The 15312-nt window shown below is 63.2% G+C and carries 14 protein-coding genes and 1 pseudogene; 8 read left to right on the forward strand and 7 right to left on the reverse strand.

Annotation, left to right across the window (positions count from 1 at the left end):
* Window positions 1–47: 47 nt before the first annotated feature.
* Both ACTJJN_RS09890 and ACTJJN_RS09895 read right to left on the reverse strand, forming a co-directional pair.
* Window positions 48–182: pseudogene (locus tag ACTJJN_RS09890) on the reverse strand (choline sulfate utilization transcriptional regulator); the annotation flags it as partial.
* Between the two features lie 77 nt (window positions 183–259).
* Window positions 260–1159, reverse strand: coding sequence for a choline sulfate utilization transcriptional regulator (locus ACTJJN_RS09895; protein WP_014754949.1), 900 nt, complete (start codon window positions 1157–1159; stop codon window positions 260–262).
* 108 nt (window positions 1160–1267) lie between these two features.
* Between ACTJJN_RS09895 and betC the strand changes: the two genes are divergently transcribed.
* The 3 genes from betC (at window position 1268) to ACTJJN_RS09910 (ending at window position 5433) form a co-directional block, all read left to right on the forward strand.
* Window positions 1268–2785: a choline-sulfatase gene (gene betC, locus ACTJJN_RS09900; RefSeq protein ID WP_011953129.1), complete on the forward strand. Its 1518-nt coding sequence runs from the start codon at window positions 1268–1270 to the stop codon at window positions 2783–2785.
* 14 nt (window positions 2786–2799) lie between these two features.
* A complete protein-coding gene (choX, locus tag ACTJJN_RS09905; RefSeq protein WP_014754947.1) occupies window positions 2800–3723 on the forward strand; it encodes a choline ABC transporter substrate-binding protein in 924 nt (307 codons plus the stop codon).
* 144 nt (window positions 3724–3867) lie between these two features.
* Window positions 3868–5433, forward strand: coding sequence for a SulP family inorganic anion transporter (locus ACTJJN_RS09910; protein ID WP_440781217.1), 1566 nt, complete (start codon window positions 3868–3870; stop codon window positions 5431–5433).
* 67 nt (window positions 5434–5500) lie between these two features.
* Here the strand turns inward: ACTJJN_RS09910 and aroE are convergent, their stop codons facing one another.
* Window positions 5501–6325: a shikimate dehydrogenase gene (gene aroE, locus ACTJJN_RS09915; RefSeq protein WP_440781218.1), complete on the reverse strand. Its 825-nt coding sequence runs from the start codon at window positions 6323–6325 to the stop codon at window positions 5501–5503.
* 25 nt (window positions 6326–6350) lie between these two features.
* A complete protein-coding gene (gene hemF / locus ACTJJN_RS09920) occupies window positions 6351–7262 on the reverse strand; it encodes an oxygen-dependent coproporphyrinogen oxidase (RefSeq protein WP_011953125.1) in 912 nt (303 codons plus the stop codon).
* 134 nt (window positions 7263–7396) lie between these two features.
* On the opposite strand from hemF, the gene ACTJJN_RS09925 reads away from it, so the two are divergent.
* Window positions 7397–8374: an NADPH:quinone reductase gene (locus ACTJJN_RS09925; protein WP_011953124.1), complete on the forward strand. Its 978-nt coding sequence runs from the start codon at window positions 7397–7399 to the stop codon at window positions 8372–8374.
* 126 nt (window positions 8375–8500) lie between these two features.
* Here the strand turns inward: ACTJJN_RS09925 and ACTJJN_RS09930 are convergent, their stop codons facing one another.
* The 3 genes from ACTJJN_RS09930 to dprA form a co-directional block, all read right to left on the reverse strand.
* Window positions 8501–8818, reverse strand: a complete 318-nt coding sequence (locus ACTJJN_RS09930; RefSeq protein WP_011953123.1) for a hypothetical protein — start codon at window positions 8816–8818, stop codon at window positions 8501–8503.
* Between the two features lie 379 nt (window positions 8819–9197).
* On the reverse strand, window positions 9198–9755 hold the full coding sequence (locus ACTJJN_RS09935; RefSeq protein WP_003253107.1) for an L-threonylcarbamoyladenylate synthase: 558 nt from the start codon (window positions 9753–9755) through the stop codon (window positions 9198–9200).
* A gap of 42 nt (window positions 9756–9797) precedes the next feature.
* Window positions 9798–10895: a DNA-processing protein DprA gene (gene dprA, locus ACTJJN_RS09940; RefSeq protein WP_011953121.1), complete on the reverse strand. Its 1098-nt coding sequence runs from the start codon at window positions 10893–10895 to the stop codon at window positions 9798–9800.
* 206 nt (window positions 10896–11101) lie between these two features.
* Between dprA and def the strand changes: the two genes are divergently transcribed.
* From def to trkA, 4 genes are read left to right on the forward strand one after another with little or no spacing between them, the layout of a single operon-like run.
* Window positions 11102–11608 carry a peptide deformylase gene (gene def / locus ACTJJN_RS09945; protein ID WP_003253111.1) on the forward strand — a complete coding sequence of 169 codons (507 nt, stop codon included), beginning with the start codon at window positions 11102–11104 and terminating at the stop codon, window positions 11606–11608.
* A 60-nt stretch (window positions 11609–11668) separates the two neighbouring features.
* Window positions 11669–12601, forward strand: a complete 933-nt coding sequence (gene fmt / locus ACTJJN_RS09950) for a methionyl-tRNA formyltransferase (RefSeq protein WP_003253113.1) — start codon at window positions 11669–11671, stop codon at window positions 12599–12601.
* A complete protein-coding gene (gene rsmB, locus ACTJJN_RS09955) occupies window positions 12598–13908 on the forward strand; it encodes a 16S rRNA (cytosine(967)-C(5))-methyltransferase RsmB (protein WP_324737271.1) in 1311 nt (436 codons plus the stop codon). The genes fmt and rsmB overlap by 4 nt, the downstream gene beginning before the upstream one ends.
* Window positions 13909–13931: 23 nt before the next feature.
* Window positions 13932–15305: a Trk system potassium transporter TrkA gene (gene trkA / locus ACTJJN_RS09960; protein WP_003253117.1), complete on the forward strand. Its 1374-nt coding sequence runs from the start codon at window positions 13932–13934 to the stop codon at window positions 15303–15305.
* Window positions 15306–15312 lie beyond the last annotated feature (7 nt).

The following is a 15312-nucleotide window of genomic DNA, read 5'->3' on the forward strand; positions in this document are numbered from 1 at the left end:
TGGGAGCGGCCTTGTGTCGCGATGGGCCGCAAAGCGGCCCCAAAATCTCAAAGGCTGCGCTCCTGCTCCAACCAATCCACGAACCGCTCGATCAACGCCCCACGCCGCTTGCGCGGCGGCAAAACTGCGTAATAGCCGCGTTCCGAGCGCAAGCTCCCCTCCAGCGGCCGACACAGCGACCCCCACATGGGCCGGCGTGCGCAGTGCCACTGTGGGAGCGGCCTTGTGTCGCGATGGCCCGCAAAGCGGCCCCAAAATCTCAAAGGCTGCGCTCCTGCTCCAACCAATCGACGAACCGCTCGATCAACGCTCCCCGCCGCTTGCGCGGCGGCAAAACTGCGTAATAGCCGCGTTCCGAGCGCAAGCTCCCCTCCAGCGGCCGACACAGCAACCCTTGCTCCACCAATCCATCCACCAGGTGAGCCCAGCCAATCGCCACCCCTTGCCCGGCAATCGCTGCCTGAATCAGCAAGGTATAGTTATCAAACCGCAACTGCCCCGCCGGCGGTGGGCTGTCCACACCAAACCCACGAAATACCCCCGCCCAGTCAAACCAGCGGCTGGCCTGCTCGCCCTTCAGATGCAGCAGCGGCAATCGTTGCAAAGCCACAGCTGACAAGGCTTTGCCATGAATCAGATGGGGGCTGCACACCGGGAACACTTCCTCATCGAATAGCCAGCGGCTTTCTCCTTGGTGAAAGCGTCCATCGCCAAACAGCACCGCCACATCGATGTCCGGGCGCAACATGCCCTGGCTGCGCTCACCCGTCACCAGGCTCACATCCACCTGTGGATAAGCCTGATGAAAGCGCTGCAGCCTTGGCATCAGCCAGAACGCCGCAAAGGCAAAGTCGGTTGCGACCTGCAGCACTTCGCGCTGGCCGCGCCCGCTGACCTGGGCAATACCGTCATCCATGGCCTGCAGCCCCTGATGCACCTGTTCGAACAGCACCTGGCCAGCCTCGGTCAGCTCGATGCCCCGGTAAATGCGGTCAAACAGGCGCGTGCCCAACTGTGCCTCCAGGCGCTTCACCTGCTGGCTCACTGCCGGCTGCGTGGTACCCAACTCCAGCGCCGCAGCGGTAAAGCCACGCAGGCGCGCAGCAGCCTCGAATACGCGCAAGGTATCCAGCGACAACCCGGCAAGGTGGTCAAACATAAGCTTGGCTAATCCCAGTCATTGCCCGCCATGGGCTTTACCCATGTTATCCACAGTCGCATCTTGGTAGGCAAGCAGTTCGCATAACCCTCAACGATGGGAGCCACCATGACGCGTCCGAATATCCTGTTCATCATGGCCGACCAGATGGCCGCGCCCTTGCTGCCCATCTACGGCCCTTCGCCCATCCAGATGCCGCACCTCGGCCGCCTGGCCGAGCAAGCCGTGGTGTTCGACTCGGCCTACTGCAACAGCCCACTGTGCGCGCCATCACGCTTCACCCTGGTCAGCGGTCAGTTGCCCAGCCGCATTGGCGCCTACGATAACGCGGCCGACTTCCCTGCCGATGTGCCGACCTACGCCCATTACCTGCGTCGCCTGGGCTACCGCACCGCGCTGTCGGGCAAGATGCACTTCTGCGGCCCGGACCAGTTGCACGGCTACGAAGAACGCCTGACCAGCGACATCTACCCGGCCGACTACGGTTGGGCGGTGAACTGGGACGAACCCGATGTGCGTCCAAGCTGGTACCACAACATGTCCTCGGTGCTGCAGGCCGGTCCGTGCGTGCGCACCAATCAGCTGGATTTCGACGAGGAGGTGGTGTTCAAGGCGCGCCAGTACCTGTACGACCATGTGCGCGAAAACGATGGCCGGCCATTTTGCCTGACCGTTTCGATGACGCACCCGCACGACCCCTACACCATTGCCAAACGCTACTGGGACCGCTACGAAGGTGTGGATATCCCCATGCCCCGTGCCGAGTTCAGCCAGGCAGCACTCGACCCGCACTCCCAGCGCCTGCTGAAAGTCTACGACCTGTGGAACAAGCCGCTGCCTGTGGACAAGGTCCGCGACGCCCGCCGCGCCTACTTCGGCGCTTGCAGCTATATCGATGACAATATTGGCCAATTGCTGCAGACCCTGGAGGAATGCAACCTGGCCGATGACACACTGATCGTGTTTTCCGGCGACCACGGCGACATGCTTGGCGAGCGTGGCCTCTGGTACAAAATGCATTGGTTCGAAATGTCGGCGCGGGTGCCGCTGCTGATCCATGCGCCGAAGCGCTTCGCAGCGGGCCGGGTCACTGCCTCGGTGTCGACCTGCGACCTGTTGCCAACCTTGGTCGAACTGGCTGGCGGCGCTGTGGATAAAGACCTGCAGCTGGACGGCCGCTCACTGCTGGGCCACCTGCAAGGGCAGGGCGGTCACGACGAGGTGATCGGCGAGTATATGGCCGAAGGCACCGTCGGCCCGCTGATGATGATCCGCCGCGGGCCCTACAAGTTCGTGTACAGCGAAGACGACCCATGCCTACTCTATGACCTGAGCCGCGACCCGCACGAGCGGGAGAACCTCACCGGCAGCCCGGACCACCAGGTGCTGCTGCAGGCATTTGTCGATGAAGCACAACAGCGCTGGGACATCCCCAGCCTGCGCCAGCAAGTGCTGGCCAGCCAGCGCCGCCGCCGGCTGGTGGCCGAAGCGCTGGCCATCGGCAAGCTGAAAAGCTGGGATCACCAACCACTGGTGGACGCCAGCCAACAGTACATGCGCAACCACATCGATCTCGATGACCTCGAGCGCAAGGCACGTTATCCACAGCCCGCCCCCCTGGATTGAGAAGAGAGGCCGCCATGCACAAGTTCTCCGCCGCCGTGTTCGTCCTGGCCCTGAGCGCCACCACGGCCCACGCCGCAGACAGCGATGCGCAATGCAGTACCGTGAAAATGGCCGACCCCGGCTGGAGTGATATTGCCTCGACCAATGCCGTGGCACGCCTGTTACTGGAAAGCCTGGGTTACCAGGTGAAGATCGACAGTCTGGCCGTACCGATCATCTACGGCGGCCTCAAGGACGGCCAGGTTGACGCCTTCCTCGGCAACTGGATGCCGGCGCAGCAAGGCTTCCATGACAAGTTCATCGCCAACGGCGACGTGCAGCAGCTGTCGCGCAACCTGGAGGGAACCGAGTTCACCCTCGCAGTGCCCGACTATGTGTGGAATGCCGGGGTGAAGGACTTCGCTGACCTGCAAAAACACGCCGGGCAGTTCGACAAAAAACTGTACGGAATCGGCTCCGGCGCCCCGGCCAACCTGTCACTCAAGAAAATCATCGAAGAGAATGAATTCAACCTCGGCCCGTGGAAGCTGGTGGAGTCCAGCGAGCAGGCGATGCTGGCTCAGGTCGACCGGGCGGTGAAGAAGCAGCAATTCATCACCTTCCTTGGCTGGACCCCGCACCCGATGAACGTGAAACTGAAAATGCATTACCTGACCGGTGGGGAAAAATGGTTCGGCAGCAAGGGCGAGGTATACACGCTGACGCGCAAGGGTTATCCACAAGCCTGCCCGAATGCGGCGAAGCTGCTAGGTAACCTCAAGTTCACACTGGACATGGAAAACAGCATCATGGCAGAGGTTGTGGACAAGAAGATCAGCTTCGATGAAGCGGCCAAGGCCTGGGTGAAAGCGCACCCTGAACGGTTGGATGGGTGGTTGGCCGGGGTTACCACCAAGGCCGATGGTGATGCCCTGGAGGCCGTCAAAGCCAAACTGTAATCTCACAAAGCAACACACCAACCCTGTGGGAGCGGGCGCGCCCGCGAACACCGGCGAAGCCGGTGCCAAGCAACGCGTTGGCTTTTTCGCGGGCATGCCCGCTCCCACAGGGCTTGGCGACCCCTTAAGGATTGTGGATAACCCATGCATCGCCTCTCTTTACTGCTGCCCTTCCTCAGCTGGCTTCCCCGCCAATCGGGCCGCAGCCTGCGCCAGGACCTGCTGGTAGGCCTGAGCGGCGCCATCCTCGCCCTGCCGCAATCCATCGCCTACGCCCTGATCGCCGGCCTGCCCGCCGAATACGGGCTTTACGCCGCCATCGTGCCGGTACTGATCGCCTGCCTGTGGGGCTCTTCCTGGCACCTGATCTGCGGCCCGACCGCTGCCATTTCCATCGTGCTCTACGCCAGCATCAGCCCGCTGGCCGTGGCCGGTAGCGCTGACTACATCACGCTGGTGTTGCTGCTGACCTTCCTTGGCGGCATTTTCCAGCTGCTGCTCGGGCTGTTGCGCTTCGGCGCGCTGGTCAACTTCGTCTCCCATTCCGTGGTGCTCGGCTTCACGCTGGGTGCCGCCATCGTCATTGCCTTGGGCCAGCTACCCAACCTGCTGGGCATGGCCCTGCCCAGCCAGGCCACCGCGCTGAAGACCGTGCAAGACCTGGCCAGCCACGCAGGCGAGGTCGACTTGCCTTCCTTGCTGCTGGGCCTGGCCACCGTAGTGATCGGCATGGCCTTCAAGCTCTGGCGCCCACGCTGGCCGAGCCTGTTGATAAGCCTGATCCTGGTCAGCTTGCTGGCCTGGCTGTTGCCGGGCTTCTTTGGCCATGTGCCGCGGGTGGCAGCGTTCACCGGGCAACTCCCGCCTTTCAGCCCGCTGCCTTTGCTGGACGTGGAGCTCATGCTGCGTTTACTGCCCAGCGCCGTTGCGGTAGGCATGCTGGGGTTGGTCACCAGCCTGTCGATTGCCCGCTCGCTATCGGCACGTTCAGAACAGCTGATCGACCCGGACCAGGAAATACGCGCACAGGGCCTGTCGAACATTGCCGGTGCATTTTTCTCTGGTTACCTGTCTGCCGGCTCCTTCACCCGCTCGGGCCTGAGCTACGAGGCGGGCGCCCGCTCACCGATGGCCGGGGTGTTTTCTGCGCTGTGGGTGGCGTTGTTCGCCGTGACCGGCGCCGGCCTGATCGCGCACCTGCCGATACCGGCAATGGCCGGCAGCATTTTGCTGATCTGCTGGGGGTTGGTGGACCACCGAGGGATCCGTGCATTGTTCCGGGTCAGCCGCTCGGAGTTTCTGGTGATGGCGCTGACGGCTGCAGCGACATTGCTGCTGGAGCTGCAGACGGCCATCTATGCCGGGGTGCTGGCTTCGCTGTTCTTCTATTTGAAGCGCACCTCACGACCACGGATCCAACAAAGCCGTGAAGGGGACGCGGATGTCTTGCGGGTAGGTGGGTCGATTTTCTTTGGTGCGGCGCATTACCTGCAGGTGCGCTTGCAGCGCTGCCAAGGGCCGCATGTAGTGATCGATGCCCGGCAGGTGAATTTCATCGATTACTCGGGTGTGGATATGTTGCACCGTGAGGCACGAAGGTTGCGGCGATTGGGGGGGAGTTTGACCTTGCACCGGGCCAGGCCCCAAGTGATCGAGGAGTTGCAGAAGCTGGAAGGGGTGGAGTTGTGCCCGATCCGGTTTGAGGAATGAGGTTGGGTCCTGGGGCTGCTTTGCAGCCCTATCGNCGCGATAGGGCCGCAAAGCGGCCCCGGCCATCTCAGCCCCGAGCGAGTTGCCGGCGCAGTTCAGCCAACACCGGCGCCGTATCCGGCCTCACGCCACGCCAGATAAAGAAGGCCTCAGCCGCCTGCTCAGCCAGCATCCCCAGCCCATCCAATACCTTGGCAGCCCCCAGCTTGGTAGCCCACTGGCAAAACGGCGTCGGCTCCTTGCCATACATCATGTCGTAGCAAACCGTACGACCCGCCTCGACCAGGCTGTCGGCAATAGTCGGCAACTCCCCGGCCAGGCTCGCCGAGGTGGCGTTGATGATCACATCCACAGGTTCCTGCAACCAGGCAAACCCGCTGGCCACCACCGGCCCCAGTTCATCGAACTCGCGCGCCAGCTGCTCGGCCTTTTCCACGGTACGGTTGGCAATCACCAGCGACTGCGGCTTGTGCGCCAGAATAGGCTCCAGCACGCCGCGCACGGCGCCACCGGCACCGAGGATGAGAATGCGCTTGCCAGCCAGCTCGACCCCGGCATTCACCGTCAGGTCGCGCACCAGGCCAGCGCCGTCGGTGTTGTCGCCCTGCAGGGTGCCATCAGCCAGCTTGCTCAGCGTGTTCACTGCGCCTGCGCGCCGGGCACGCGGGGTCAGGCTGTCGCACAGGCGGTAGGCCTCTTCCTTGAACGGCACGGTGACATTACCGCCACTGCCTTGCTTGAAGAAGCCGCGCGCGCAGTCGCTGAACTCGTCCAACGGCGCCAGCAGCGTGGCATATTCCAGGTCCTGACCGGTCTGCTCGGCGAACAGGCGGTGGATCAGCGGCGACTTGCTGTGGCCGATGGGGTTACCAAAAACGACGTACTGGTCCATGACGGCTCCTTGGTTATCCACAGGCTTACTGGCCGAGCCAGTCGCGGTCCTGCAGGAAATACTCGGTCAGGCGCGCTTCTTCGCTGCCGGGTGCAGCCTTCCAGTCGTAGCCCCAGCGCACCTGAGGCGGCAGCGACATGAGGATGGACTCGGTACGGCCACCGGATTGCAGGCCGAACAGGGTGCCACGGTCGTAGACCAGATTGAACTCCACGTAGCGGCCGCGGCGGTATTCCTGGAACTCGCGCTGTTGCGGGGTGTAAGGCGTGTCTTTGCGGCGCTGGACGATCGGCAGGTAGGCGTTGATGTAGGCATCGCCGATGGCGCGGATGAAGGCGAAGCACGTGTCGAAGTCCCACTCGTTCAGGTCATCGAAGAACAAGCCGCCGATACCACGTGGCTCACCACGGTGCTTGAGGTGGAAGTAGCGGTCGCACCAGGCCTTGTAGCGTGGGTACACATCGGCGCCAAACGGCGCGCAGGCCTGCTCGGCCACTCGGTGCCAGTGAACGCAGTCTTCTTCGTTGCCATAGTATGGCGTCAGGTCAAAGCCGCCGCCGAACCACCATACGGCCTCTTCACCTTCCTTTTCGGCGATGAAGAAGCGAACGTTGGCGTGGGAAGTCGGCACATGCGGGTTGTACGGGTGTATCACCAGCGACACGCCCAAGGCTTCGAAGCCACGGCCTGCCAGCTCGGGGCGGTGGGCGCTGGCCGAGGGAGGCAGGCCGGCACCAAACACATGGGAGAAGTTGACCCCGCCTTTCTCGATCACCTTACCGTCGCCGATCACCCGCGTGCGGCCCCCGCCACCGGCTTCGCGCACCCAGGCGTCCTCGACGAAGCGGGCACCGCCGTCTTCTGTTTCGAGGGCAGAGCAGATGCGGTCTTGCAGGTCGAGCAGGTAGGCTTTCACGGCCTCGGTGCGGCTAGTCATCGGGTCACCAGGAACGGGCAGGGAAGAATTCGCCGCGTAGCATACCACCGCCAGCGCGCGCGCCGCAGTTGACGACGACCAAGCAAAGGCGTCCGATAGAAGGCCTTTCCCGATCCCGACTACAGGAGTGCGAGATGGCCAAGCGTATCCAGTTCAGCCAGCATGGCGGCCCGGAAGTGCTGCAGTTTGTGGAATTCGAACCCACCCCGCCCGGGCCACAGCAGGTGCGTGTGCGTAACCATGCGATCGGCCTGAACTTCATCGACACCTACTTCCGAAGCGGGCTGTATGCGCCGCCGTCCCTGCCTTCTGGCCTAGGTACCGAAGCGGCAGGTGTGGTAGAGGCCGTGGGCGAAGGCGTGTCCCGGCTGAAGGTAGGAGACCGTGTGGCACATGCCGGCGGCCCGCTGGGCGCCTACAGCGAGGTGCATACGCTACCGGAAGCCAACCTGGTCAAGCTGCCGGACACCATCAGCTTCGAGCAGGCGGCAGCGGTGATGCTCAAGGGTTTGACCGTACAGTACCTGCTGAAGCAGACCTATGAGGTGAAGGCGGGTGATGTGATCCTGTTCCATGCCGCAGCCGGTGGTGTAGGGTCGCTGGCTTGCCAATGGGCCAAGGCCCTGGGCGCCAAGCTGATCGGCACCGTGAGCTCTGCCGAGAAGGCCGAACGGGCCAAGGCGCTGGGGGCTTGGGCGACCATCGACTACAGCCGTGAAGATGTGGCCAAGCGCGTACTGGAGCTGACCGACGGTAAGAAATGCCCGGTGGTGTACGACGGCGTGGGTGCCGACACCTGGCTGACCTCGCTGGACTGCCTGCGCCCGCGTGGGTTGATGGTGAGCTTTGGCAATGCTTCCGGTGCGGTGAGCGGGGTGAACCTGGGGATCCTGGCGCAGAAGGGCTCGCTGTATGTCACCCGGCCGACCTTGGCCACCTATGCCAACAATGCCGAGAACACTCAGGCCATGGCCGATGACCTGTTTGCGATGATTGCGAGCGGGAAGCTGGTTGTGGACATCCAGCAGCGGTATCCACTGAGCGAGGCGGCCAAGGCGCAGGCAGAGCTGTCGGCGCGGCGGACTGTAGGATCGACTGTACTAATCCCCTGAGCCACACACATCCATGTAGGAGCGGGTTTACCCGCGAAGAAGCCACCGCGATGGATGGCACCGGCTTTGCCGGTGTTCGCGGGCAAGCCCGCTCCCACAGGTACTGCGTCGGCTTCGATAGCTTCGCTATGCCTGTGAGGGTCGGTTTGTCAGCGGTGGAGTCGACTCGATGCCATCGAGTATCGCCTCGATCACACCCTCTGCCATCTCAATCGCATGCAGGTTCGACCAGAACATGCCACGGCCTTCTTCACGCATGTAGTCCAAAGCTTTGTAGCCGGTTTCGTAAGCGCTGCGCAGGTACAGGGCTACGTGGACCAGAGCGTCCTCGGCAGAAATGTTTGGGTTGACGGTGAAGAGTGGATCGTGGCCGGCATCGCAGCGGCCGAAGGGGCGGGTGGAGGTGCATGGGAGAGGTGGATCGGGGACTATTTTCTTCATCATTGGAAAATGCTCCTCAAGGCCGCCAACCCTCACTACCACGTGAATGGGTGGCGACTGTACGCGAGGTGGTAGACCCGGGCATTTTCCAATCCAGGCAGGCTCGAAAGCCTCCCACGCACAGCCACCATAGACTGTCATGGAAAAAATGCGTCCGGGCTACCACACCCGATCGCCAAGTTATTCGGCGACGGATAGAGCCTAGAGGCAGAGGTTCCCACTTAGAAGGTGATGGAAGGAGACGCGATTCGTAGGATATTTCCGAAGTGCCCAGCTGGACAGACATTTTGGTAAAAATCAGAAAACCCTGCGGTGGATTTGGCCCTAACCTGTGGGCATGCCCACAGGGGCCCGAGTCCCGAGCCAGGCCTGTGGATAGGTATCAACCCGGGCGAACGACTTCGCCGGTTGCCAGGTCGCGAATCACACTCGGGTTTTTCCGCCCGCCCAGCGCACCGCCAAGCACCAGGTCCAACTGGCCATGGAAGTACTGCTCAACCCGCAAGCGGGTCTTCGCCGCCGGGCGCCCGCCAGGGTTGCACGAGGTGGAAATCAGCGGCCCCACCAGCGCGCACAGCTCACGCACCACCGGGTGATCACTGACCCGCAGCGCCACCGTGTCATGCTGCCCGGTCACCCATTCGGGCAACAGGTCCTGGTGCGGCACCAGCCAGGTGTTCGGCCCCGGCCAGGTGCTGCCCATGCGGTCGATCCAGTCTTCGGGGAAGTCCTCGAACAGGAAGTCGAACTGACGGATATTGTCAGCGATCAGAATCAGCCCTTTATCCACAGGACGCGACTTCAGCGCCAGCAGGCGATACACCGCGTCCTCGTTCCATGGGTCGCAGCCCAGGCCCCAGACCGCTTCCGTCGGGTAGGCGATTACTGCGCCCGCCCGGATCTCACGTGCGGCTTGTTGCACACGAAAACTGCTCACCATTGCTGTTTCTCCGCCTGAATACCTTGCTTGTGCGCAGTGTACTTAGCCCGCGCGGGCAAACCAACGCCCGGCTTCATTGCTGACCCGGCCTTCCAGCTCCAGCTCGGTCAACTGCGCCAGCACGTCGGCCAGCGGCTGCTCGCTGCAGTGGGCCAGGCTTTCACTGGTCTGGGGTGCGGCATGCAGCAGGGCGAGCAGGGGGTGGTCGAACCTGTCCACAACCGCAGGCGGCAGGTTCTGCCAGCCCTGCAAGCTTTCCAGGATCTGCTCCACAGTTTCCACCAGCAGCGCCCCATCACGAATCAGCTGGTGGCAGCCCTTGGCCCCCGGGTGATGAATGGAGCCCGGAATGGCGTACACCTCACGGCCTTGCTCTGCGGCCAGGCGCGCCGTGATCAGCGAGCCACTGGCGAGGCTCGCCTCAACCACCAGTACACCTAGCGACAGGCCACTGATGATGCGGTTGCGCCGTGGGAAGTTGCCGGGCAGTGGCCCGGCGTCCAGCGGATACTCGGAAACCAGCGCACTGCCGTTGTCGATCATCGCCTGCGCAAGCTCTTGATGGCGCTGTGGATAAAGTTTTTGCAGCCCCGTACCGAGTACGGCAATCGTGCACCCACCGGCCTGCAACGCGGCCCGATGAGCGGCACCGTCGACACCTACCGCCAGCCCGCTGGTGATGGTGAAACCAGCCTGCGCGAGGTAGCGGGAAAATGCCCGGGCGGTGTCGAGCGCCGGGGGTGTGGCACGTCTGCTGCCCACGATCGCCAGCTGAGGACGATCGAGCAAGGCAGGTTCGCCAGCGACAAAAAGCAGCGGCGGAGCATCGTCGATTTCTGCCAGCAAGGCTGGGTAGTCTGGGCCGTCCCACATCAGCAAATGCTGGCCAGGGCGCTCTAACCAGGCCATTGCGGCGAGCGCGCCCTCGCGTACCTCGGCACTGCGCCGGGCATCGATGGTGGCTTGGGGGATGCCCAACGCTCGCCAGGCCGAACCGGGAGCGCTAAGCGCACTAGAGGCGCTGCCGAACGCATCCAGCAAGGTGCGAAAACGTCGCAATCCTGTCTCGGGCAAGCGATGCAGGCGTAATCGGGCCTCCAGTTCAGCAGGCGGGCAGAGCGACGAATGGTAACTGGGCATGGGGATCGTCCTTGATCGAAACAGGGCCATCTATGTGGCACAACCTGTGGATAACTCTGTGAGTAACACTTTGAAAAGCTGTCCATTGATTGGGGGCTATCAAGCCCATAGTCACCCTAGACGAGCTTGCCAGGTGCCGAAATCCCCGTTTCCCTTTATTATGTGTGCTCAGTTTTCAACCGAACGCACAGTGACTGCCTGACCTTATGGCCATCTTGAACATTCTCGAATTCCCGGACCCGCGCCTGCGCACCCTCGCCAAACCGGTGACGGAGTTCGACGACGCCCTGCGTCAGCTGATCGACGACATGTTTGAAACCATGTACGAAGCCCCTGGCATCGGCCTGGCCGCTACCCAGGTGAACGTGCACAAGCAGGTTGTGGTCATGGACCTCAGCGAAGACCGCAGCGAACCGCGCGTCTTCATCAACCCGTCGGTCGAAGAGCTGACCCATGACATGGGCCAGTACCAGGAGGGCTGCCTGTCGGTACCGGGCTTCTACGAGAACGTCGACCGTCCGCTGCGTGTCCGGGTCAAGGCCCAGGACCGCGACGGCAAGCCATTCGAACTGGAATGCGAAGGCCTGCTGGCGGTGTGCGTACAGCACGAATTCGATCACCTCAACGGCAAGCTGTTCGTCGACTACCTGTCGCAGCTCAAGCGCGACCGGATCAAGAAGAAGCTGGAAAAGCAGCATCGCCAGCAAGCCTGATCCCCACCTTCCTGAAGGCTTGCTCCGGCAAGCCTTTTTCTTTTTTGAAGCGAGAACTCCATGCGCATCGTCTTTGCAGGCACTCCAGAGTTTGCCGCCGAACACCTCAAGGCCCTGCTCGACAGCCCCTACGAGATCGTGGCCGTCTACACCCAGCCCGACCGCCCGGCCGGCCGTGGCCAAAAGCTGATGCCAAGTGCGGTCAAGGCACTGGCCGTGGCCCATGACATCCCGGTGTTCCAGCCGCAGACCCTGCGCAATGCCGATGCGCAGGCCGAACTGGCCGCACTGAAACCAGACCTGATGGTAGTGGTCGCCTACGGCCTGATCCTGCCGCAGGTGGTGCTGGATATCCCGCGCCTGGGTTGCATCAACAGCCACGCTTCCCTGCTGCCACGCTGGCGCGGTGCCGCGCCGATCCAGCGTGCCGTGGAAGCCGGCGACGCCGAAAGCGGCGTGACCGTGATGCGCATGGAGGCCGGCCTGGACACCGGGCCGATGCTGCTCAAGGTCGTCACCCCGATCAGCGCCGAGGACACCGGCGGCACCTTGCACGATCGCCTGGCCGAAATGGGCCCGCCCGCAGTCGTTCAGGCCATCGCCGGCCTGGCTGACGGTTCGCTGCAAGGCGAAATACAGGACGATGCCCTGGCCACCTACGCGCACAAACTGAACAAGGACGAAGCGCGTATCGACTGGACCCGCCCGGCCGTCGAGCTGGAACGCCTGATCCGCGCCTTCAACCCATGGCCGGTGTGCCACAGCATGCTGGACGGTGAAAGCGTCAAGGTGCTGGCCGCCAACCTGTCCACAGGCCAAGGCGCCCCGGGCGAGATACTTTCCGCCAGCAAGGACGGCCTCGTAGTTGCGTGCGGTGACCAAGCCCTGAGCCTGACCCGCCTGCAACTGCCTGGCGGCAAGGCATTGAGCTTCAGTGACCTGTTCAACAGCCGCCGCGAGAAGTTCGCCGCCGGCAAGGTGCTGGGCCAATGAACCCACGCCTCGCCGCCGCCCGTGCGCTTGCTGCTGTGCTCAGCGGCAAGGCTTCGCTGAACAGCTCGCTGCCGGCGCAACTGGACAAGGTAGATGAACGCGACCGCGGCCTGACCCAGGACCTGGCGTTCGGTACCGCACGCTGGCAGCCACGCCTCGACCTGCTGGCCGCACAGCTGCTGCAAAAACCCTTCAAAGCAGCCGATGCCGATGTTCAGGCGCTGCTGCTGGTCGGCCTGTACCAGCTGTTCTACACGCGCATTCCGGCCCATGCCGCCATCGGCGAGACCGTGGGCTGTGCCGAGAAACTGAAGAAGCCGTGGGCCAAGGGCCTGCTCAATGCCGTACTGCGCCGTGCACAGCGCGAAGGCGAGGAGCTGCTCGCCGGCATGGAGCGCGACCCGGTGGTGCGTACCGCGCACCCGCGCTGGCTGCAAAAAGCGCTGAAAGCTTTCTGGCCAGAGCAGTGGGAAGCCATCTGCGCCGCCAACAATGCCCACCCACCGATGATTCTGCGGGTCAATCGCCGTCACCATAGCCGCGATGCCTACCTGGCACTGCTGGCCGAAGCCGGCATCGGCGCCAGCGCATGCCAGTACAGCCGGGATGGCATCGTGCTGGCCGAAGCCTGCGACGTGCGCGGCCTGCCAGGCTTCGCCGAAGGCTGGGTGAGCGTGCAGGACGAAGCTGCGCAGCTATCTGCCGACCTGCTGGAACTGGCCCCCGGTCAACGCGTGCTCGATGCTTGCTGCGCACCGGGCGGCAAAACCTGCCACCTGCTGGAGGCCGAGGCTGGCCTGGCGCACATGGTGGCCATCGATCTCGAAGCCAAGCGGCTGACCCGCGTGCGAGAAAACCTCGACCGCCTGCAGCTGGACGCCGAGCTGATCGCCTGCGATGCCCGCGACACTGCCAGCTGGTGGGACGGCAAGCCATTCCAGCGCATTCTGCTCGACGCGCCGTGCTCGGCCACCGGCGTGATTCGCCGCCACCCGGACATCAAGCTGACCCGCCAAGCCGACGACATCCCGGCTTTGGCCACGCTGCAAGGCGAGCTGCTCGATGCCCTGTGGCCGACCTTGGAAGTGGGCGGCATGCTGCTATACGCCACCTGCTCCAGCTTGCCGACCGAAAACACTGAAGTGATCAAAGCCTTCCTCGCCCGCACCCCGGGCGCCCGTGAGCTGGACCTGGCGACCGAAGCCGGCCTGCGCCAGCCCCACGGCCGTCAGCTGCTGGCCCAGGAAGGCGGTCACGACGGTTTCTACTATGCCAAGCTGATCAAGATCGCCGCCTCGCGCGGATAAGAACAAAGGATAGGGAGTAGCGCATGAAGATCATCATCCTCGGCGCAGGGCAGGTAGGCGGTACGCTGGCTGAACACCTGGCCAGCGAAGCCAACGACATTACCGTGGTCGACACCGACGGCGACCGCCTGCGCGACCTTGGCGACCGCCTGGACATCCGCACCGTCCAGGGCCGCGGCTCACTGCCGACGGTGCTGCGTCAGGCCGGTGCCGACGACGCCGACATGCTGGTGGCAGTAACCAACAGTGACGAGACCAACATGGTTGCCTGCCAGGTGGCCTATTCGCTGTTCCATACCCCGACCAAGATTGCACGGGTGCGCGAATCGTCCTACCTGACCCGCGAAGAGCTGTTCGACAACGACCATATCCCGGTCGACGTTCTGATCAGCCCCGAGCAGGTGGTGACCAATTACATCAAGCGCCTGATCGAACACCCAGGCTCGCTGCAGGTGATCGACTTCGCCGAGGGCAAGGCCCAGCTCGTGGCAGTGAAGGCCTACTATGGCGGCCCGCTGGTCGGCCAGCAATTGCGCCAGATCCGTGCGCATATGCCCAACGTCGACACCCGAGTGGCAGCCATCTTCCGCCGCGACCGGCCGATCACCCCGCGTGGCGACACGGTGATCGAAGCCGACGACGAGGTGTTCTTCATTGCCGCGAAGAAGGATATCCGTGCGGTGATGGGCGAACTGCGCCGCATCGACGAGACCAATAAACGCATTGTCATCGCGGGCGGCGGGCAGATCGGCGAGCGCCTGGCGGAAGCCATCGAAAGCCGATATCAGGTGAAGATCATCGAGATGAGCCCGGCGCGTTGTCGGCACCTCTCCGATACCCTCGAAAGCACGGTAGTGCTGCAGGGCAGCGCTTCGGACAAAGACCTGATGCTCGAAGAGAACATCGCCGACGCCGATATTTTCCTGGCCCTGACCAACGATGACGAAGCCAACATCATGTCGTCGCTGCTGGCCAAGCGCCTGGGCGCAGGCAAGGTGATGACCATCATCAACAACCCGGCTTATGTCGACCTGGTGCAGGGCGGCGATATCGACATTGCCATCAGCCCGCAGCTGGCTACCATCGGTACCCTGCTGGCGCACGTCCGTCGCGGCGACATCGTCAGTGTGCACTCGCTGCGCCGTGGTGCGGCCGAAGCGATCGAGGCGGTGGCACATGGCGATTCGAAGTCGAGCAAGGTGGTCGGCAAGGCGATCGAGAACATTGCCCTGCCACCGGGAACCACCATCGGCGCGATCATCCGTGACGAAGAGGTGATGATTGCCCACGACGACACCGTGATCGAATCGGGTGACCATGTGATCCTGTTCGTTGTGGATAAAAAGCACATTCGTGATGTGGAGAAGCTGTTCCACGTCGGCTTGAGTTTCTTCTAGGAGAAGA

Origin of the sequence: Pseudomonas sp. 22515 (assembly GCF_052044625.1) — a bacterium.
GTDB lineage: Bacteria > Pseudomonadota > Gammaproteobacteria > Pseudomonadales > Pseudomonadaceae > Aquipseudomonas > Aquipseudomonas alloputida.